General features: G+C 74.5%; 21 protein-coding genes. 7 read left to right on the forward strand and 14 right to left on the reverse strand.

The annotated features are described in order from the left end of the window. The first annotated feature begins 29 nt into the window (after positions 1–29). Positions 30–959 carry a pyridoxamine 5'-phosphate oxidase family protein gene (locus CHF15_RS09075; protein WP_089223159.1) on the forward strand — a complete coding sequence of 310 codons (930 nt, stop codon included), beginning with the start codon at positions 30–32 and terminating at the stop codon, positions 957–959. Between the two features lie 6 nt (positions 960–965). On the opposite strand, the gene CHF15_RS09080 is transcribed toward CHF15_RS09075, so the two are convergent. Together CHF15_RS09080 and CHF15_RS09085 are read right to left on the reverse strand one after the other, a co-directional pair. Beyond that, complete coding sequence (locus tag CHF15_RS09080; protein WP_089223160.1) at positions 966–1,181, reverse strand: hypothetical protein; 216 nt, start codon at positions 1,179–1,181, stop codon at positions 966–968. Beyond that, positions 1,178–1,855: an RNA polymerase sigma factor gene (locus CHF15_RS09085; RefSeq protein ID WP_089223161.1), complete on the reverse strand. Its 678-nt coding sequence runs from the start codon at positions 1,853–1,855 to the stop codon at positions 1,178–1,180. Before CHF15_RS09085 ends, CHF15_RS09080 begins: the two co-directional genes overlap by 4 nt. 153 nt (positions 1,856–2,008) lie before the next feature. Between CHF15_RS09085 and msrB the strand changes: the two genes are divergently transcribed. Beyond that, entirely contained in the window at positions 2,009–2,476 is a 468-nt protein-coding gene (gene msrB / locus CHF15_RS09090) for a peptide-methionine (R)-S-oxide reductase MsrB (RefSeq protein WP_089223162.1), read from the forward strand. 1 nt (position 2,477) lies between these two features. Continuing rightward, a complete protein-coding gene (msrA, locus tag CHF15_RS09095) occupies positions 2,478–2,990 on the forward strand; it encodes a peptide-methionine (S)-S-oxide reductase MsrA (RefSeq protein WP_089223163.1) in 513 nt (170 codons plus the stop codon). Between the two features lie 93 nt (positions 2,991–3,083). Here the strand turns inward: msrA and CHF15_RS09100 are convergent, their stop codons facing one another. The 10 genes from CHF15_RS09100 to CHF15_RS09140 form a co-directional block, all read right to left on the reverse strand. Continuing rightward, entirely contained in the window at positions 3,084–3,599 is a 516-nt protein-coding gene (locus tag CHF15_RS09100) for a CGNR zinc finger domain-containing protein (protein WP_245938744.1), read from the reverse strand. A 90-nt stretch (positions 3,600–3,689) separates the two neighbouring features. Then, positions 3,690–5,306 (reverse strand): ABC-F family ATP-binding cassette domain-containing protein, encoded by a 1,617-nt coding sequence (locus CHF15_RS09105; RefSeq protein WP_089223545.1) that lies wholly within the window; start codon positions 5,304–5,306, stop codon positions 3,690–3,692. Positions 5,307–5,388: 82 nt separating this feature from the next. Continuing rightward, positions 5,389–7,026, reverse strand: a complete 1,638-nt coding sequence (abc-f, locus tag CHF15_RS09110; protein WP_089223165.1) for a ribosomal protection-like ABC-F family protein — start codon at positions 7,024–7,026, stop codon at positions 5,389–5,391. A gap of 206 nt (positions 7,027–7,232) precedes the next feature. Further along, complete coding sequence (locus CHF15_RS46380) at positions 7,233–7,364, reverse strand: hypothetical protein (protein ID WP_265737392.1); 132 nt, start codon at positions 7,362–7,364, stop codon at positions 7,233–7,235. Further along, positions 7,352–7,669: a hypothetical protein gene (locus CHF15_RS09115; protein WP_143681541.1), complete on the reverse strand. Its 318-nt coding sequence runs from the start codon at positions 7,667–7,669 to the stop codon at positions 7,352–7,354. Before CHF15_RS09115 ends, CHF15_RS46380 begins: the two co-directional genes overlap by 13 nt. Positions 7,670–7,821: 152 nt before the next feature. Then, positions 7,822–8,157 (reverse strand): hypothetical protein, encoded by a 336-nt coding sequence (locus CHF15_RS09120; RefSeq protein WP_089223167.1) that lies wholly within the window; start codon positions 8,155–8,157, stop codon positions 7,822–7,824. A gap of 37 nt (positions 8,158–8,194) precedes the next feature. Continuing rightward, a complete protein-coding gene (locus CHF15_RS09125) occupies positions 8,195–8,950 on the reverse strand; it encodes a ferredoxin reductase (protein ID WP_089223168.1) in 756 nt (251 codons plus the stop codon). Then, positions 8,920–9,519: a sulfite oxidase-like oxidoreductase gene (locus tag CHF15_RS09130; RefSeq protein WP_089223169.1), complete on the reverse strand. Its 600-nt coding sequence runs from the start codon at positions 9,517–9,519 to the stop codon at positions 8,920–8,922. The genes CHF15_RS09125 and CHF15_RS09130 overlap by 31 nt, the downstream gene beginning before the upstream one ends. 143 nt (positions 9,520–9,662) lie before the next feature. Next, the gene (locus CHF15_RS09135) at positions 9,663–10,718 is read right to left on the reverse strand and encodes an aldo/keto reductase (RefSeq protein WP_089223170.1); all 1,056 of its coding nucleotides are present in this window, start codon (positions 10,716–10,718) and stop codon (positions 9,663–9,665) included. A 76-nt stretch (positions 10,719–10,794) separates the two neighbouring features. Next, entirely contained in the window at positions 10,795–12,243 is a 1,449-nt protein-coding gene (locus tag CHF15_RS09140; protein WP_089223171.1) for an MFS transporter, read from the reverse strand. Positions 12,244–12,543: 300 nt separating this feature from the next. Here CHF15_RS09140 and CHF15_RS09145 point away from each other — a divergent pair, with 300 nt between their 5' ends. Beyond that, on the forward strand, positions 12,544–13,134 hold the full coding sequence (locus tag CHF15_RS09145) for a TetR/AcrR family transcriptional regulator (protein WP_089223172.1): 591 nt from the start codon (positions 12,544–12,546) through the stop codon (positions 13,132–13,134). 37 nt (positions 13,135–13,171) lie between these two features. On the opposite strand, the gene CHF15_RS09150 is transcribed toward CHF15_RS09145, so the two are convergent. Further along, positions 13,172–14,434 carry an FAD-dependent oxidoreductase gene (locus CHF15_RS09150; RefSeq protein ID WP_089223173.1) on the reverse strand — a complete coding sequence of 421 codons (1,263 nt, stop codon included), beginning with the start codon at positions 14,432–14,434 and terminating at the stop codon, positions 13,172–13,174. Between the two features lie 182 nt (positions 14,435–14,616). Here CHF15_RS09150 and CHF15_RS09155 point away from each other — a divergent pair, with 182 nt between their 5' ends. Next, positions 14,617–15,768: a serine hydrolase domain-containing protein gene (locus tag CHF15_RS09155; protein WP_089223174.1), complete on the forward strand. Its 1,152-nt coding sequence runs from the start codon at positions 14,617–14,619 to the stop codon at positions 15,766–15,768. A gap of 11 nt (positions 15,769–15,779) precedes the next feature. On the opposite strand, the gene CHF15_RS09160 is transcribed toward CHF15_RS09155, so the two are convergent. After that, a complete protein-coding gene (locus CHF15_RS09160; protein WP_089223175.1) occupies positions 15,780–17,204 on the reverse strand; it encodes a hypothetical protein in 1,425 nt (474 codons plus the stop codon). A gap of 61 nt (positions 17,205–17,265) precedes the next feature. On the opposite strand from CHF15_RS09160, the gene CHF15_RS09165 reads away from it, so the two are divergent. Both CHF15_RS09165 and CHF15_RS09170 read left to right on the forward strand, forming a co-directional pair. Continuing rightward, on the forward strand, positions 17,266–18,006 hold the full coding sequence (locus CHF15_RS09165) for a TetR/AcrR family transcriptional regulator (RefSeq protein WP_089223176.1): 741 nt from the start codon (positions 17,266–17,268) through the stop codon (positions 18,004–18,006). A 96-nt stretch (positions 18,007–18,102) separates the two neighbouring features. Then, positions 18,103–18,291: a DUF4236 domain-containing protein gene (locus tag CHF15_RS09170; protein WP_089223177.1), complete on the forward strand. Its 189-nt coding sequence runs from the start codon at positions 18,103–18,105 to the stop codon at positions 18,289–18,291. Positions 18,292–18,297 lie beyond the last annotated feature (6 nt).

Consider the following 18,297-nt stretch of genomic DNA (forward strand, 5'->3'; position numbering starts at 1 on the left):
CCCGCCGCCGTACGAAGATTGCGAGGGCCATGACCCGCCACACCGGCTTCCACGAGGGAGAACTCGCCGTCCAGCGACGTGCCGGCGTCGCTCGGGAGGCCGCCCGACTGCGCGGCATGCTCGACCCGCCGCACCTGGGCCGCGGAGTGTCCCTCTTCCTCGCCGACCGCGACCTGGCCGTGCTCGGCGCACGCGACGAGGACGGACGCCTGTGGGCCTCCCCGCTCACGGGCGCCCCCGGCTTCCTCTCCACCCGGGGTGACGCCCTACGGGTCGGGACCCGTCCGCGAGCGGGCGACCCGCTCGCCGGGCTGCCCTCCGGCGGGGCCGCGGCCCTGATCGTGATCGACCTCGCGAGCCGCCGCCGGCTGCGCCTCAACGGCACCCTCGCCGCGGCCGACGACGCCGGCTTTGAGCTCGCCGTCGACCAGGCGTACGGGAACTGCCCCCAGTACATCCAGCAGCGCCTGCTCGCCCCCGCACCGGCGGACGGCCCGGGCGGCGAGGACACCCCCGCGGCCGGAGCCCGGCCCGCCGACCGGCTCGACGCGGCGCAGGCGGCCGTGGTGGGCCGGGCCGACACCTTCTTCCTCGGCACCGCCCACCCCGAACGCGGCGCGGACGTCTCCCACCGGGGCGGCCCGCCGGGCTTCGTCCGGGTGACGGACGACGGCGGCCTGTGGTGGCCGGACTATCCCGGCAACAACATGTTCAACAGCCTCGGCAACCTGGCGAGCGACCCCGCCGCGGCTCTGCTCTTCGTCGACTTCGTCACGGGGACGACGCTGCAGCTGTCCGGCACCGCGGCCGTCGACTGGACCGCGCCCGGGGCCCCGGGCGACGACGGCGGCACGGGCCGCCGGGTCCGCTTCACCCCGCGGCACGTGGCCACCGGGCGGGTCCCGGTGCGAGCGGACGCCGTCCTCCCCTACCGGCTCAACCCGCCGCTCACCACCTGACCGCGGTCAGGCGCCGGTCACCGCCGCCAGCAGTCCCCGGAAGTCCTCCTCGCAGGCCGGGCAGCCGCGCAGGTGCGCCGCGACACCGGGGTAGCGCCGCTCCGGTGCCGCGTCCGCCAGGAACAGCTCCAGGTAGACGTCCATCAGGTCGAGCGCCGCGTCGCAGCCGGGGTCCAGGGGATCGCTGCGCAGGAGGTCGTCAAGGCCCTGCCATTCGTTCATGAACGCCTCGCTGTCGTCAGGGGCAGATGTCCATTGGCGGCGAGCCGGGCACGGAGCTTACGCCGTGCGTCGAACATCGTCTTGTAGAGCGCGTTGCGGTTCGTGCCGAGCTCCGCCGCGAGCGTGTCGGCGTCCACGCCGTTCACGGCGAGCGCGGTGAACACCCGGCGCTGGCGCTCGGTGAGCTCCTCGTCCACGGCCTCGCGCAGGGCGGCGACGAGCTCCCTGGCCTCGCTCTGCCGCACGGGATCGGCGCCGAGCCGGTCGGGGAGCCGCTCCCACGCCTCGGGGTCGAGCTGCACACCGGCCGTCCGCCAGAAGTGCCGGCCGAGCTTGCTGGACACCTCGTGCATGACGAACTTGTACGCCCAGGTCGTGAAGCGGCTGTCGCCGCGGAAGTCGCCGATCTTCCGGGTGATCGACAGCAGGGCGTCGGCCGCGGCCTGGTGGGCGAGGTCGTCCAGCTCCGGTCCGGTGATGCCGTGCCGCGACCCGCGCCGGTTCAGCTCCGCGTACGCGATGCGCAGCAGCAGCGCGTGCAGCCGGCCGGTCGCCTCCTCGTACGCCTCGCCGTCCGCCGACAGCGCCCGCACCCACCGCGCGGACTCCGCGTCCATGGACCGGCCGCCCCGGCCCCCGTCGCCCGCCCGGCCCTCGTTCTCTGCGGAACCCATGCAGCGATCCTAGACGCGGCCGCCCGCCCCCACCTCCACGGCGGCGCCCGCCGCGCCCCCTCGGAAACCGGCCGCCCTCGGGAGGTAAGACCCGGTCGTTCCGCGCCACCAATGGGCGTACGGAAAAGAGAGAGCCGCGAGCAAGGAGGGACCGTGACCGGCTACCGCAGGAACCCGGAGGCCGTCTCGCGACTGTCACCGGAGCAGTACCGCGTGACACAGGAGAACGGCACCGAGCGCCCCTTCACGGGCGCCTACCTGGACAACAAGGAGCCCGGGATCTACGTGGACGTGGTCTCGGGAGAGCCGCTGTTCGCCTCGGTCGACAAGTACGACAGCCACAGCGGCTGGCCGAGCTTCACCCGGCCGCTGGACCGGACCACCGTCGTGGAGCGGCCGGACCCGGGCTACGGCCTGCTGGCCACCGAGGTGCGCTCGGCGGCGGGCGACAGCCACCTGGGGCACGTCTTCCCCGACGGCCCCCGGCAGACCGGTGGCCTGCGGTACTGCATCAATTCCGCCTCGCTGCGCTTCATCCACGCCGATGACCTGGAGCGGGAAGGTTACGGGGCCTACCTCGGGTTGTTCGACAATGGTGACAGGACCGATTCGGAGGATTGACATGGCAGGACAGACAAAGAGGGCCGTACTCGCGGGCGGCTGCTTCTGGGGCATGCAGGACCTGATCCGCAAGCAGCCCGGCGTCGTGGGGACCCGCGTCGGCTACACGGGCGGCGACGTGCCCAACGCCACCTACCGCAACCACGGCACCCACGCCGAGGCGATCGAGATCCTCTTCGACCCCGAGAAGACGGACTACCGGGCGCTGCTGGAGTTCTTCTTCCAGATCCACGACCCGTCGACGCGGAACCGCCAGGGCAACGACATCGGGGTGAGCTACCGCTCGGCGATCTACTACGTGGACGACGAGCAGAAGCGCGTCGCGGAGGACACCATCGCCGACGTCGACGCCTCGGACCTGTGGCCCGGCAAGGTCGTGACCGAGGTCGAGCCCGTCGGGCCCTTCTGGGAGGCCGAGCCGGAGCACCAGGACTACCTGGAGCGCTACCCGGAGGGGTACACCTGCCACTTCCCGCGGCCGAACTGGCGGCTGCCCGCCCGTACGAAGGGCTGACGGACCCCGTCGCGCCGCCCTGGTGACGGGCTCGGGCGGCGTGGCGGCCCTCGGCGGCCCGGGGCCCCTGCGGCCCCGGGCCGCCGTCGTACGTCAGTCGGCGGCCGTGGCGCGGGCGCGCCGGTGGTGGCGCCGGGCCTTCATGCGGTTGCCGCAGGCCGCCATGGAGCACCAGCGGGCGGTGTTGGCCTTGCTGCGGTCGAGCAGGAACAGCCGGCACTCGTCGTTGGCGCAGGGCCGCAGGCGTCCGGGCCTGCCCTCCTGCAGCGCGCCCCAGACCGTGACGGCCCGGACGGCCGGCATGCGCTCGGCGGGGGCCTCCACCACCCAGTCGATGCCGTGCGCGGTCACCCGCGGCACCCGGGCGACCCCGGTGAGCAGCTTCTGCAGGTCGGCGGGCGCCCCGTCCCCGCGCGTGACGCGCTGCAGTGTGTCACGCGCCGCCAGGAGGTGGCGCAGCTCCTGCGTCGTCCCTGTTCCGCCGTGGGCGCGCAGCCAGCGGCGGCCGGCGTCGGGGTCGGCCAGTTCGTCCACCTGGGTCCCGTCGGCGACCGGGGTCGTGTTGAGCAGTTCCAGCAGGAAGTCGTCGTCCGCGGTGTCGGCCGTCATGCTCGGCGCCCCCAATCCCGGGTAACCCTTCATCGGTCGTTTGAAGGTTACACCTCGCCGCGCGCACCCGCGGCGGGCGCCCCGGCGGGCTCACGAGGCCTCCAGCCGCAGCTCACGGCCGCTCCACCGGGAGCGGAGCCGCCGGTCGTGGCTGGCGACGACGATCGCGCCCGGTCCCGGGCCGAGCGCCTCCTCCAGTTCGTCCGCGAGCCGCGGCGAGAGGTGGTTGGTGGGCTCGTCGAGCAGCAGCAGCTCGGGCGGGTCGGCCACCAGGAGGGCCAGGGCCAGCCGGCGCCGCTGCCCGACGGACAGCCCCCCGACCGGCCGGTCCAGCTCCGGGGTGCCGAGCAGCCCGAGGTCGGCCAGCGGGACCGCCTCCGCGCGCTCGGCGCCGAGGGACGCGGTGTAGGTCTCCCGCGCGGTGCGGTGCGGCCGCTCGAAGACCGTGTCCTGGGTGAGCAGCCCGACGGTCAGGCCCTCCCTGCGGCGTACGCTGCCACCGGCCGCCAGGTGCCCGGCGAGCACGGACAGGAGGGTCGACTTCCCCGCCCCGTTCACTCCGGTGACCAGCAGCCGGTCGGCCGTCGGCACGTCGAGGCGGTCCAGGGTGAGCCTTCCGGGCACGTGGACGTCGCGCAGCGCCAGCAGGACACCCTCGGCGGACCGGGCGGCCAGTGCGGCGGCGCGCAGCCTCAGCGGCTCCGGCGGCCGGGCGACCTGTTCGCGTTCCAGTTCCCCGAGCCTGCGGGCGGCGCTGCGCACGCGCCGGGAGATCTGCTGCTGCACGCGTCCGCCGGAGTGGCCGTACCCCATCTTCTCGTTGTCGCGCTTGGGCCGGTCGTGTGCCACCCGGTGGGCGGTGACGTCCACCGAGCGCCGCAGTTCGGCGAGTTCCTCCTGTTCTGCGTCGAAGCGCCGCTGCCAGCGGGCCCGTTCGGCGTGCTTCTCCTTCAGGTAGGCGCTGTAGTTGCCGCCGTGGCGGGTCGGGCCGTCCGCCGCCGGGTCGAGGTCGATCACATCGGTGCAGACGGCGTCGAGGAAGGCCCGGTCGTGGCTCGCGACCACCACGGCCCCCGGCAGGCCGCGCAGTTGCTCCTCCACGAAGGCCGCGGCGGCGTCGTCCAGGTGGTTGGTGGGCTCGTCGAGCAGCAGAGCGGTGGGGCGTCGCACCAGGAGCGCGGCGAGCGCCAGCCGGCCGCGCCGGCCGCCCGACAACCGCGACAGCGCGCGGTCGCGCGGGACGTCCCCGAGGCCGAGGCCGGCCAGCACGATGTCGGCGCGGCGGTCGGCGTCCCAGGCCTCCTGGGCCTGTGCGGCGTCGAGGGCTCCCGCGTACGCGTCGAGCAGCCCGGCCTGGGCGGGCGCGTCCTGCGGGGTCCCGGCGAGGGCGGCGGCGAGGCGGTCGAGCTCGGCCAGGAGACGGCGCGCCTCGCGCAGGGCGTCGTCGAGGACGTCGCCGACCGTCGCGCTGCCGGGGAAGGGCAGTTCCTGGCGCAGGAAGCCCAGGTCGGGAGGGCGGACCACGGTTCCGGCATCGGGCTCGGCCGCTCCTGCGAGCAGTTCCAGGAGGGTCGACTTGCCGGCGCCGTTCTCGCCGATGAGACCGATGCGGTGTCCGGGGGCAGCGGTGAGGGAGAAGCCGTCGAGCACGCGTCGGCTGCCGAAGGTGCGGACGAGGTCATGGGCGGACAGGGCGGGCTGGGTCACGGGGATCACCACAAGAGGGGTCGGCGGCCCCGGCCGCCGTGACGGCGGCCGGGGCGGGAAGGGCTGGGGGACGGGCCGCGGGCTACGCCGGGGAGGCGCCGGTCTCCGTCAGCCGTCCCTCGGACAGGTGCAGCCGGCGGCCGACGCCGATCCGCTCCAGGAACCGCTCGTCGTGGCTGACCACGACGAAGGCGCCCTCGTAGGCGGCCAGTGCGCTCTCCAGCTGTCCGACGCTGACCAGGTCCAGGTTGTTGGTCGGCTCGTCCAGCAGCAGCAGGTGCGGGGCGGGCTCGGCGCACAGGACGCAGGCCAGGGTGGCGCGCAGCCTCTCGCCTCCGGAGAGCACCCGGACCGGGAGGTGGGCGCGCGCGCCCCGGAACAGGAAGCGGGCCAGCAGGTTCATCCGCTCGGCCTCGGGCGTCGCCGGGGCGAACCGCGCGAGGTTCTCCGCCACCGTGCGGTCGGCGTCCAGCAGGTCGAGGCGCTGCGAGAGGTACGCGACCCGGCCGTCGGCGCGCCTGACCCGGCCGCCGTCCCCGGGTTCGAGGTCGCCGTGGAGCAGCCGCAGCAGGGTGGACTTGCCGGCGCCGTTGGGGCCGGTCAGGGCGATCCGCTCCGGTCCGCGGATCGTCAGGGCCGCGCCGTCGCCCGCGAAGACATCCCGCTCGTCGTAGCGGATCCGCATCCCCTCGCCGGCGAACAGCGTGCGTCCGGCGGGGACTCGGGTGCCGGGCAGTTCGACCACGATGCGCTGGTCGTCACGCAGGGCCCGGCCCGCCTCGTCCAGCCGTGCCTTGGCCTCGCCGACCCGGGCCGTGTGGGTCTCGTTCGACCGTCCCGCCGACTCCTGTGCGCGGCGCTTGAGCGTCCCGGCGAAGATCTTGGGCAGTCCCGCGCTGTCGAGGGTACGAGCGGCGTTGCCGGCCCGGCGGGCGGCGCGTTCCCGGGCCTGCTGCAACTCGCGCTTCTCGCGCTTGAGTTCCTGCTCGGCACTGCGGACGTTCCGCTCGGCGGTCTCCTGGGCGGCTCGCACGGCCTCCTCGTACCGGGTGTAGTTGCCGCCGTGGAAGCGGAGGGCGCCCTGGTCGAGTTCGGCCACCCGGTCCACCCGGTCGAGCAGTTCGCGGTCGTGGCTGACGAGCAGCAGGGAGCCGCGCCACTCGTCCAGGACCGCGTACAGCGCGCGGCGCGCGTCGATGTCCAGGTTGTTGGTGGGTTCGTCGAGCAGCAGGACGTCGGGGCGCCGGAGCAGCTGCGCCGCCAGGCCGAGCGAGACGATCCGGCCGCCGTTCAGCGTGCGCAGCGGCCGGTCGAGCGAGACGTCCCCGAGGCCGAGCCGGTCCAGCTCGACGCGGGTGCGTTCCTCGATGTCCCAGTCGTCGCCGATGGTCGCGAAGTGCTCCTCCGCGGTGTCCCCCGACTCGATGGCGTCGATCGCGCGGATGACGTCGGCGACGCCCATGACCTCGGCCACGGTGAGGCCTCCGGCCAGCGGCAGGCTCTGCGGCAGATACCCGAGCGTCCCGTCGACGGTCACGGTGCCGCCGCGGGGCCGGTACTCCCCCGCGATCAGCTTGAGGAGGGTGCTCTTGCCGGCGCCGTTCGGCGCGACGAGACCGGTGCGGCCGCCGCCGACGGTGAAGGACAGGTCCTCGAAGACGGGGGTGTCGTCAGGCCAGGAAAAGGACAGGTGGGAGCAGATGACGTACGCGTCGGACATGGGTGGGCCCTCGGGAGGTCGCCGCGCGCGGCCAGGGGGCCGCCGCGCGGGAAAGGAAGTGTGGGAAGGCATGACGAAGCGGCCACGGCATCGGCGCGTCGTGCGCGCCCGCCCATGGCCGGGGACACCCGGTCTCACCCGGAGATGTCGTCGTCACCCGCCACGTTCGCACTCCCTTGGTTCCCGATTCGGAGATGCGCGTCACCCTACCAGCCGTCCCGGCGGGCGCTCCGGGAGAGCGCCTGGTGGGCCGGTCCCGCCGCCGCGCGCCCGCGGTCGGCCGGGTCGTCCCGGTCGTCCACGGCGATCAGGTCGCTCAGGGCGATCAGGCGCTCCACGCCGTCCCGGCGCCGGGCCCGAGGTGCAGGGATGCCCCGGCGTCCCGGTCGGACGCGGTGAGGTAGGCCCAGCCCAGGGGGTTCCAGCGCAGACGGCGCACCTCGACCCCGTCGATCACGGCGTTCTCCCGCGCCGCGCACTCGTGGGCGTCGGCGGCGCGGTGCATGGCCGTCCGCACCGCGTCCTCGGCGTCGTCGGCCTCGCCGACCACGTAGTAGTGGCTGCGCACGGCACCCCGGGCCGTACTGAACCGCAATCCCACGAACCATCGGTCCTCGGGGGCGACGGTGGCAAGCATCGTCACTGCTCTCCTCGTTCGCGGTCTCCGTGGCGGCCGTGTCCCGGACCACCACCCTCCGATCCCTTGGAACGGCGGGCGCGGTGCCCTCCATCGCAGGTCGGCCGGGCCCCGGTGAACCTGGGAACGGTGGTACCACCCCGGTGCGCGGGCGGCGCTCAGGCCCCTTCGGCCGGCCGGTGCCGGACCGCGCAGGTGAAGACGCCGGAGCCGGACCGCTCGCATTCCACGTACGCGGCGGTCCCGGCCCGCGCGGCGGGCGGGCGCCAGGGCATCACGGCCTCGCCGGCGAGCAGCGCCTCCAGGGTCTGCAGCCGGGGGTCGCGCAGGGCGGGGTGGTGCTCGTAGCCGGCCGCGCCGAGGGCCAGGGCGACGGCCATGCCGAGCAGGTTGACCTCGGTCGGCCGCTCGGGCGGCGCCGTGCCCTGCGTCGGGTGGAGGCGGATGCCCTCGTCGGGCACCTCGATCAGGCGGGCGGCGTAGCGCTCGGTCATGGTCGGGGTGGTCTCCTTCCGGTGAGGTGGCGCGGGGTCATCCCCCGCTGGGGCCGAAGCGCTCGGTGCGGATCCGGTCCGGGGAGTGGCCCAGGGCCACCAGCAGTCCCGCGGCCGTCTCGACGAAGCCGGTGGGGCCGCACACGTAGCAGGTGGGCTCGAAGTCCGCGGGCCAGCCCCATTCGGCCAGGTCACGGGCGTGGAGCCGGCCCACCGGGCGGGTCCACCCGTCCGGTGCCGAACGGGTGTAGACGTACGTCGTGTCGAGGCCGGGGGCACCCCGGTCCAGTTCGGCCGCGTAGAACCGGTCCTCGGGGGCGCGCACGGAGTACAGCAGCCGGAACGGGGCGCGGCTGTCCGCCGCGGCGCGGCCGCGGACCATCGCCATGAGCGGGACGAGCCCGGAGCCGCCCCCGACCAGCAGGACCGGTTCGGTCTGCTCGGGGTGCCAGACGAACCAGCCGCCGACAGGGCCGCGGATCTCGACGGCGTCCCCGACGGCGAGGTCGTCGGTCAGGTAGGGCGAGACCTCGCCGTCCTCCACGCGCTGGACGGTCAGTTCGACCCGGCCGCCGTCGGGCGCGGACGCCAGGGAGTAGCTGCGCTGGGTGCTGTAGCCGTCCTCCGCGGTGAGCCGGACGTCGACGTGCTGGCCGGGCAGGTGACCGGGCCAGCCGGGCACGTCGAACACCAGGGTCCACGCCGCCACGGACTCGGCGCGCCGCTCCACCAGTTCGGCGGCCAGCCAGCGCAGGCGGTCGCCTAGTCGCCTTGGTACCGCTGTTCGCGCCATGGGTCTCCGTAGTCGTGGTAGCCGACGCTCTCCCAGAAGCCCGGCTCGTCCTCCGGGAGCAGTTGGATGCCGCGCACCCACTTCGCCGACTTCCACAGGTACAGGTGCGGGACCAGCAGCCGGGCGGGGCCGCCGTGCTCGGGGGCGAGCTCGTCGCCGTCGTACTCGTGGGCGATCCACGCCTGCCCGTCGAGGAGGTCCTCCAGGGGCAGGTTGGTGGTGTAGCCGCCGTAGGAGTGAACGAGCGCGTACTCGGCGGCGGTCTCGACGTCGGCGAGCAGCGTGTCGAGGGAGACGCCCCGCCAGCGGGTGCCGAACTTGGACCACTTGGTCACGCAGTGCAGGTCGACGGTCGGGGTCTCGGCGGGCAGCCCCATGAGTTCCGTCCAGCCCCACCGGTGACGGGTGCCGTCTTCGGTGGTGACGGTGAACTCCCAGTCCTCGTGGGCGATCCGCGGTGTGGGGCCGGCGGACATGACGGGGAAGTCGAAGGTCTCGTACTGTCCGGGCGGGAGGTTGTGGCCCGACGTGGGGCGCCGGCCGTGGAATCCGCGCGAGATGATGGGCATGCCGCGCCGTCCTTCCTCTCCTCGCCGCCCCGGCTCGCCCGTGGTGCGGAACCCCAGCATCGCGGACCCGGGGGATCCGGTCCACCGGAGCCCGCGGGGCGCGGCCCCGGCCGTCGTGACCGGCGCCGCGCCGCCGCGGCAGGTCAGGCGACCGGCCTGGACGGCTCCACCACCAGGGAGGCGTCGCCGCCGCGGAGCCGCTCCAGCACGCCGGCGGTGGCCTCGTGGGGGACGCCGAGGGGTACGGCGCTGACCTCGCTCAGGCGCGTGTACTGCTCCGGGGTGAGCTGTACGTCGAGCGCGCCGAGGTAGTCCTCGAGCTGGGCGCTGTTGCGCGGGCCGATGATCGGCACGAAGGAGGTGGCGGCGCGGGCGGCGCGCTCGCGGAGCCAGGCCACGGACACCTGCGCCGGCGTCGCCCCGGTCTCCTTGGCGACGGCCAGGACGGTGTCGACGACCGCGGTCTTCTGGGCGGACGACTCGGTGTGGATCAGCGTCTTCAGGTCGCTGAGCCGGCCCTCGTCGCCGCCGCGGTACTTGCCGGTGAGCAGGCCGCCGCCGAGCGGGGACCACAGGGCGGCGCCCAGCCCGAGGCTCTCGGCCATCGGCAGCAGTTCGCGGTCGGCGGACCGTTCCACGAGGCTGTACTCGACCTGGATGCCGGCGACGGGCGCCCAGTTCCTCAGGTCGGCGAGGGTGACGGCGCGGGAGACGCGCCAGGCCGGGAAGTTCGACAGGGCGGCGTGCAGGATCTTGCCGGAGCTCACCAGGTCGTCCAGACCGCGCAGGATCTCCTCGACGGGCGTCAGGTCGTCCGGGAAGTGCACCCAGAACAGGTCCAGGTGGTCGGTCCCGAGGCGCTTCAGGCTGGCCTCGAGCGACAGGACCATGTTCTTGCGGCCGTTGCCGCTCCGGGAGACGTCCGTGCGCGGGGTGGCGCCGACGCTGTACTTGCTTGCCACCACGAAGTGGTCGCGGTCCACGGCGAGGAAGCCGCCGAGCAGTTCCTCCGACTCGCCGAACTGGTAGTTGTCGGCGGTGTCGACGAAGGTGCCGCCGGCCTCGGCGAACCTGTCGAACATCCGGCGGGACTCGTCCGGGTCCGCGCCGGCGCCCCAGCGGGTGCCGAAGTTGCCGGTGCCGAGGGCGTACTCGGAGACGCGGAGTCCGGTCCGGTGTCCGAAGGTCGTGTAACGCATCAGGTCTCTCCTTGACGGGGGGGTGCTGTCGTGGGGTGGTGGTGCGGGAGGGGTTTCGGGGGGTGCCGGCGATGGGTCAGCTGCGCCGGGCGGTGCGGGGGCTGATCCCCAGTGCGGCGAGCGCGCTCAGCGTCACGACGCCGGCCGAGATCCACCAGGCGAGGGAGTAGGCGTGCGCCGGGTCCCGGGGACCGGCCGCGGCCAGGACGACGACCAGGCCGCTGACGCCGAGCACCGTGCCGACCTGGCCGGCCATGGTGACGACGGCGCTGCCGGTGGCCGCCCGTTCCCTGGGCAGGCCCGCGGTGGCCGACGAGATCATCGTGGGCAGCGCCAGTCCGACGCCGACCCCGGCCACCAGCCAGCCGGGCAGGATGTCGACGGCGTAGTCGAGGCGCCCCCCGGCGTGGAGGGCGGTCCATACGGTGCCGAGGCCGACCAGCGCCGAGCCGAGTGCCGCGACCGTGCCCACCGGCACGCGCCGCCCGATCCGCCGCCCGAGGGCGGATGCGGCGAACACCATCGCCGGCCCGGGTGCGACGCCGAGCCCGGTCTCGATGGCCGACCAGTGCCACACCTGCTGCAGCCACAGGGTCAGGGCCAGCAACTGGAGCCCGAAGGCGGCGTAGAACAGCAGGGCGGCGACGTTCGCCGAGGCGAACACGCGGTCGCGCAGCAGGTTCAGGTCGACGACGGGGACGGGGTGGCGGGCCGAGCGCAGGAGGCAGGCCGCGAGCGCCGCGGCGGCGACGGCGAAGGCGCCGGCGGTGGGTGCGGTCGCCCACCCCCATTCCGGGCCCTCGACCAGGCCCAGCGCGAGCGCGCCGATCGCCACCACCAGCAGCGCACCGCCGACGAGGTCGGGCAGCCGGGCGTCGGTGTCCGGCCGCCCGCCCGGCAGCAGCCGTACCGCCAGGACGAACGCCACGGCGCCGATCGGCAGGTTGAGCAGGAAGATCCACTGCCAGGCCAGCTGCACGAGCAGACCGCCGACCACGGGCCCGGCCGCCGCGGCGAGCGAACCGCTGGCCGCCCAGATCTGCACGGAGCGGGTGACCTTCGCGGGCGGCGCAGTGGTCAGTACGAGGCCGAGGCTGGCCGGGGTGAGGACGGCGGCGCCCGCCGCCTGCAGGAAGCGGAACGCGACCAGGACCCACAGGTCGCCGCTGAGGGCGGCACCGAGGCTGGCGAGGGTGAACACGCCCAGCCCGAGCAGGAATCCGGCCTTGCGCCCGTAGCGGTCGCTCAGCCGCCCGGCCGGGACGAGCAGCGCGGCGTACACGATCGCGTATCCGTTGAGGATCCAGCTGAGCCGGGACAGCGAGGTCTCGCCCACGCCGTGCCCGATGGGGGTCAGGGCGACGTTGACGACGAAGGCGTCGAGGGCGGAGAGGAACACCGAGGTCGCCAGGACGGCGAGCACGAGCCCCGGGCGCGGGGTGCGGCGTTCGGCCGCCCGGCGGCCGGGGGCCGGCGCCCGCACGGCGGCGGTGCCGCCGAGGAGGCGCGAGGGGGTACGGGTCATCGATCTGTCTCCGGGGAAGGGGCGCGGTCGCGCCGTACGCGGGCCGGCCGGCCCGGCCGACGGTGGGACCGGAGGGTCGCCGCGGCGTTGCGGCGCGAAACGGGGGCGTGCGCGAGGACCCGGGCACGCGTCCGCGGGACGCGGACGAGGGCTGGGGCAAGGGCTTGGGCAGGGTCTGGGGCTGGAACGGCGGGGGCCGGTGGGAGGGTCCGCCCGGCTTAAGTAAACCGATCGGTTTCCTTATGCGCTCCACCGTAGCAGCCGTTTCCGGCGAAGTAAAACGATCGGTATCCTTGAGGCATGAGCGAAGCACCCTCCCCCGTACGCAGGCGCAGTGGCAGAGGCGCCCGGGAGCGGATCCTCAAGGCGGCGACGGAGCTGTTCACCGCCCAGGGGGTCAACGCGACCGGGATGGACCAGCTGGCCACCGTCGCCAACGTGTCCAAGCGCACCCTGTACACGCACTTCGCCGGCAAGGACGACCTCGTCCACGCCTACCTGAGCGCGCTCGAGGACGGCCTGTTCCCCGCCGAGGCGACCCCCGGGGAGCCCTGCCCGGATCCTCGGGAGCAGCTCCTGGCGATCTTCGACTGGCCGCCGCCGAGGACGGACGGGCCACTGCGCGGCTGCCCCTTCCTGAACGCCGCCGTCGAGGTACCCGACCCCGACCACCCGGTCCACCTGCTGGCGGCCGCCCACAAGAGGGAGTTCGCCCGCAGGCTGGCGGCCCTGGCACGGGTGGCCGGGGCCCGCGACCCCGAGGCGCTCGGCGAACGGCTCGCCCTGCTCTACGACGGCGCCGTCGCCCGCAGCACCGCGCTGAACTCCACCGGGCCGGGCGCCCACGCCCGCGCGATCGCCACGCTCCTTGTGGACGCCGCGATCGACTGAGCGCCCCGCGCCCCCGCGTCCCGGCCGTCCCGGCGCCTCAGCGCAGCCGCGTCGCCGCCCGGCGGCGGTCCGCCAGCACCTCGCGGGCGGCCCGCGCGCCCGAGGCCAGCGCGCCCTGGAGCGAGCCGGTCGCCCGGTGGTCGCCGCACACATGGCGCCCCGGGGCGAAGCGGGTGGTGCGGGTCATCGCGTGCGGCGCCGGCATCGCGGGCAGCGCCTCGCGCACGGTGCAGCGGTGCAGCGGCTCCCAGGCGGCGGCGTCCGTGCCGTACACGTCCGACAGCGCCGCGGTCAGTGCCGGCTCGTCGGCGGGCCCCGGGGTGCCGAGCACGGACGTCGCGACCAGGGCGCGGCCGTCCGGGGACAGTCCGGGCTGCACCTCGGTGAGCACCACGGTGTTGAGGAAGCGGCGGCGTTCGTCCACCATCAGCGTCGGTTCGGCGAGCGGCGAGCGGTCGGCGGCGTGGTAGTACGTCGTCACGGTCCGCGTCGGCGGGGCCGTGAGGCCGGGCAGCAGCCGTACGGCCGCCCCCGGTCCGGTCGCCACCACCACGACGGGCGCGGTGACGTCCGTGCCGTCCTCCAGCAGCACCCCGTCGCCGGTCAGTTCGCGCACCGGGGCCTCGGTGCGCACCGTACCCCCGGGCAGTCGCCCGGCGAGCTGCCCCGGCACGGCGCCGATCCCCTCGGCGGGCAGGGCGAGGGTGCCGCGCAGCATGCTGCGCCAGACGAAGTGGAAGAAGCGGCTGGAGGTCTCCAGTTCGTCCTCCAGGAAGACCCCGGACAGGAACGGCCGGAACAGCGTCTCCACCAGCTCGGGCGAGATGCCCGCGGCCGCCAGCGCGGTGAGCGTCGTGGTGTCGGCGCCCGCGCGCAGCCTTCCCGCGGGCAGCACCATGTCACGGGCGCTCAGCACCCCCAGCGCCGCCAGGTCGCGCCCCGACGCGAGCCGTCCGGGCAGCAGGTCGGCGGTCGCGTACGGCGGGCGGGTCGGGTCGGCGAAGCGCAGCCGCCCGCGGGAGGTGTGCACCAGCACACCGGGGGTGAAGGGCCGCAGCCGTAGCGGCTCCAGCTCCAGGCGCCGCTTCACCTGGGGATAGGAGGTGTTGAAGACCTGGAAGCCGCGGTCGAGGAGGAAGCCGCGGTGCCGGTCGGTACGCATCCGCCCGCCGACGGCGTCCGAGGCCTCCAGCACCCGCACCGCCAGGCCCGCCACGGCGAGGTCCGCCGCGCACGCGAGACCGGCGGCGCCCGCCCCGACCACGATCACGTCACAGTGGCCACCGCGTTCCTGCTGCATGGATCCGGTGCCCTTTCCTCCGTGTACACCCCGATACGGGCCGGCCTTCCGTACGCTACGCGGGTGCCCGGGGCCGCCCCTTGCCACACACCGCCGAACGGGGCGCCCGGCTCCCGCACACCGATGAGTCCGCGCCGCTTCGGGAGTCCTCCCCCTGACGGCACACGAGGGAAGGTGGAGCGATGGAGCGGCAGCTGCGCGACGTCCTGCAGGCGTTCGTGGACGATGGATCGGTGCCCGGGGCGGTGGGCCTGGTGGCGCACGGCGACCGGGTCGAGGTGGCGGCCGTCGGGACCCTGGGCGTCGGGGACCCGGCCCCCATGGCCAGGGACTCGGTCTTCCGCATCGCCTCGATCACCAAACCGGTGGTCGCAGCGGCGGTCATGATGCTCGTCGACGACGGGCGGATCGCCCTGTCGGACCCCGTCGCGACATGGCTGCCCGAACTGGCCGGGCCCGTGGTCGTCCGCACCCCGGCGAGCCCGCTCGACGACGTGGTGCCGGCCGCGGCGCCGATCACCGTCCTCGACCTGCTGACCTCGCGCGCCGGCTACGGCTTCCCCGCGGACTTCTCCCTGCCCGCACTCGCCCCGCTGTTCGGCGAGCTGAAACAGGGCCCGCCGCGGCCGCAGCAGGTCATGGCGCCGGACGCCTGGATGGCGACACTGGCCGGGATCCCCCTGCTGCACCAGCCGGGCGAGGCCTGGCTGTACAACACGTGCTCGGACATCCAGGGCGTGCTCGTCGCGCGCGCGTCGGGCCGGCCGCTGCCCGAGTTCCTGGCCGAGCGGATCTTCGAGCCGCTGGGCATGACCGACACCGGTTTCGCCGTGCCGCGTGCCGACCTCGGCCGCTTCACCGCCTTCTACCGTCCGGATCCGCGGGGAGGGCTGGAGCTGGCGGACGCGCCCGACGGGCAGTGGAGCGGGCCTCCGGCGTTCCCGTCAGGAGCAAGCGGCCTGGTGTCGACCGTGGACGACTGGTACGCCTTCGGCCGGATGCTCCTCGCGGGAGGCACCGCGGACGGCCGCCGGCTGCTGTCGGCGGAGTCCGTGCGGCTGATGACCACCGACCACCTGCCGCCCGCCGAGCGTGCCGCGAACGAGATCTTCCTGGAGGGGCAGGGCTGGGGCTTCGGAGGTTCGGTGGACGTCGCGCCGATCGCCCCGTGGAACGTACCGGGACGCTACGGCTGGATCGGCGGCACCGGCACGGCGGCGCACATCACCCCGGCCACGGACACCGTGGCGGTGCTGCTCACACAGGTCGAACTGACCGGCCCTGCCGCGCCGGGGACGATGCGCGCCTTCTGGTCCTACGCGGCCGGGATCTGAGCCCGGGGGCGTCACCCCTCCCGCGGTTCCGTCGAGAGGAAGACCGGGGTGACCGAGAGCGGTACGCCCACCCTGCCCGCGGCGCGGCGCAGCGGTACGGCGGCGCCGAAGACGTCGGCCGCATGGGCGGTGGCGTGGGGCCAGGGGAGGTCGACGGGGGTGGCGGGCCCGTCCTCGCCGGTGAAGGGGTCGCCGGAGCGCCAGAGGACCCGGAGCGGGCCGCGGCCCTCCCGGGACACCTCGAAGGCGTACAGGCCGGGGTGGTCCTCCGTGGTGAGGCGGCGGACGTCCGTGACGCCGTCGAGGTACGCGGTCAGGAGCGCGAAGGCGTCGGCGGAGGGGCGGCGCCGGGTCAGTGCGGTGCCCTCGTAGTCCATCAGGGCGAGCCTGCCGAAGAGGAAGCCCATCAGGTTGAGACGGTCGCGGTAGCCGGGGATCTCGGGGGCGAGGTTCCAGCAGGCCGTGCGGGTGAGGCCGCAGGCGAGGGCCAGGAGGGTGCGGGTGACGATCTGGCGGCGGTTGACGCGGTCGCGGCGGGCGGCGAGCTCCGGCGGGCAGTCCTCCATGAACATGAGCAGCTCCGGCGGGAGTTCGGGAGCGCGTTCGTAGAGCAGGCGCATGGTCGCGCGGTCCGGGGCCTCGCCGGGCTCCGCCGCACCCGTGAAGGCGGCCGTCATGGCCCGTTCGAGTTCCGCCTGGGCGCGGGGGAACTCGAAGAGGGTGGGACCGTTGTACTCCCCCGCCACCACCGGGCGTTCGTACCCGTGCCGGCGCATCATCGCGCGCACCTGGGCGACCTGGTCCGGGATCGCGTGCGGGTCGCCGTACAGGTGGACGTCGAAGAGGTCGTAGGCGTCGCGGCCGTGCTCGACGACGTGGTCGAAGAACCGCCGGGCCTCGCTGTCCGCGGGGCCGGACAGCACGTCGTGGCCGCAGCCGCCGAGGACGACCGAGGCGGACGGGTCGGCGGCCCGCACGGCGCGGTGGAAGGCGGTGAGCTGCCCGACGTACTCCGACGCCGTACCGGCCCAGAGCAGCCCGGTGTTGCTGGGCTCGTTGCCGCACTGCCAGTGGTCCACGCGGCCCCGGCACCGGGCGACCAGGTCGCCGACGAAGCGCTCGTACCCGGCGGGGTCGAGCGCCGGTGAGGACGGGAGGAAGCCGGCCGGCTGCCGGGTCGCCCACGGGGAGCTGGAGCAGACGGTGACCCAGAGCTCGGCCGCCGGGTCGAGCTGCCCGAGGACGGCGTCGACGACGGACCAGTCGTACCGTCCGGGCTCCGGCTCGACCTGGCCCCAGTAGAGGAAGACGCGCACCAGCGTCGCGCCGAGCTCCCGTGCCTCCGGTACGAAGCTGTCCGGTGCCCCGAACATGCCGTAGCTGATGCCCCGGACGACGCCGAGGCGGACCCCGGCCGGGGCGGTGTGCCGGCTCATGACTGCTCCCTCGCTCTTGCGTATACGTCATAAACTCTACCTGACGCTGTAAACTCCCTCCGTGAAGGAGAACCCGGAGGGCGTCCCGGCCCCCCTGATCTGGACGCGGCCCGCGCCGCGGCGCCGCCACAGCCCGCTGGAGCGGGACGACATCGTGCGCGCCGCGATCGCCGTCGCCGACGAGGGCGGCCCGCAGGGCCTGACCATGGCCGCGGTCGCCAAGCGGCTCGGCCCGTACACGCCGATGGCCCTCTACCGCCATGTGCTGAGCAAGGACGGTCTGGTCGACCTCATGCTCGACGCCGTCACGGCGGAGATCCCACTGCCCGCCGCGCCGGGTGCCGACTGGCGGGCCGATCTGCACACGGTGGCCGACGGGAGCTGGGCCGTGGTCAAACGGCACTTGTGGTTCGCCCAGCTCGCCCCCACTCGCCCGCCGCTGGGGCCGCACATGATGCGCCGCACCGAGTTCGTCCTCCAGGTGCTCGTGGGCCGGGGCGCCACATTGGGCGAGGCCATGACCTACGCGGCACTCCTCGACCGGCACATCCTCGGCAGCGCCCAGCAGGAGGCCGAGGAGCTCGCGATGCGGCGCCGCCACGGCATCCACACCCCGGGGCAGCTCGCCGCGGCCGTGACCGCCGCCCGCGAACTGGCCGCGGAGGGCGGGCGGCACCCGCTGCTCGCGCGGTGGATGGAGGCACCCTCCGGGCCCGGCCTCGACGAGCAGTTCGCGCTCAGCCTGGGATTCCTCGTCGACGGCATCGCCGCCCGCCTCCCGCGGGGCGGCCCCCCGGCCTGAGACGGGCCTGCGCGACTCGCGTGGGGGCGGCCTCCGTTGAAAGGCCGTCAGCAGGGCACACGTACTCCAGACCGAAGCCTCGGAAAGGAGCACCACATGCCTCTTCGCTTCCGCAAGTCGTTCCGGATCCTGCCCGGCGTCCGCCTGAACATCAACAAGCGCTCGCTGTCCGTCACCACGGGCAGCAAGGGCGTCCACCACACGGTCAACACCCGCGGTGAACGCACCGAATCCGTCGACCTCCCGGGGCCGTTCTCCTGGCGGCGCACCCGCAAGGGTCACTGACGCCCG

This window comes from Actinacidiphila glaucinigra (assembly GCF_900188405.1).
In the GTDB taxonomy this organism is placed as follows: domain Bacteria; phylum Actinomycetota; class Actinomycetes; order Streptomycetales; family Streptomycetaceae; genus Actinacidiphila; species Actinacidiphila glaucinigra.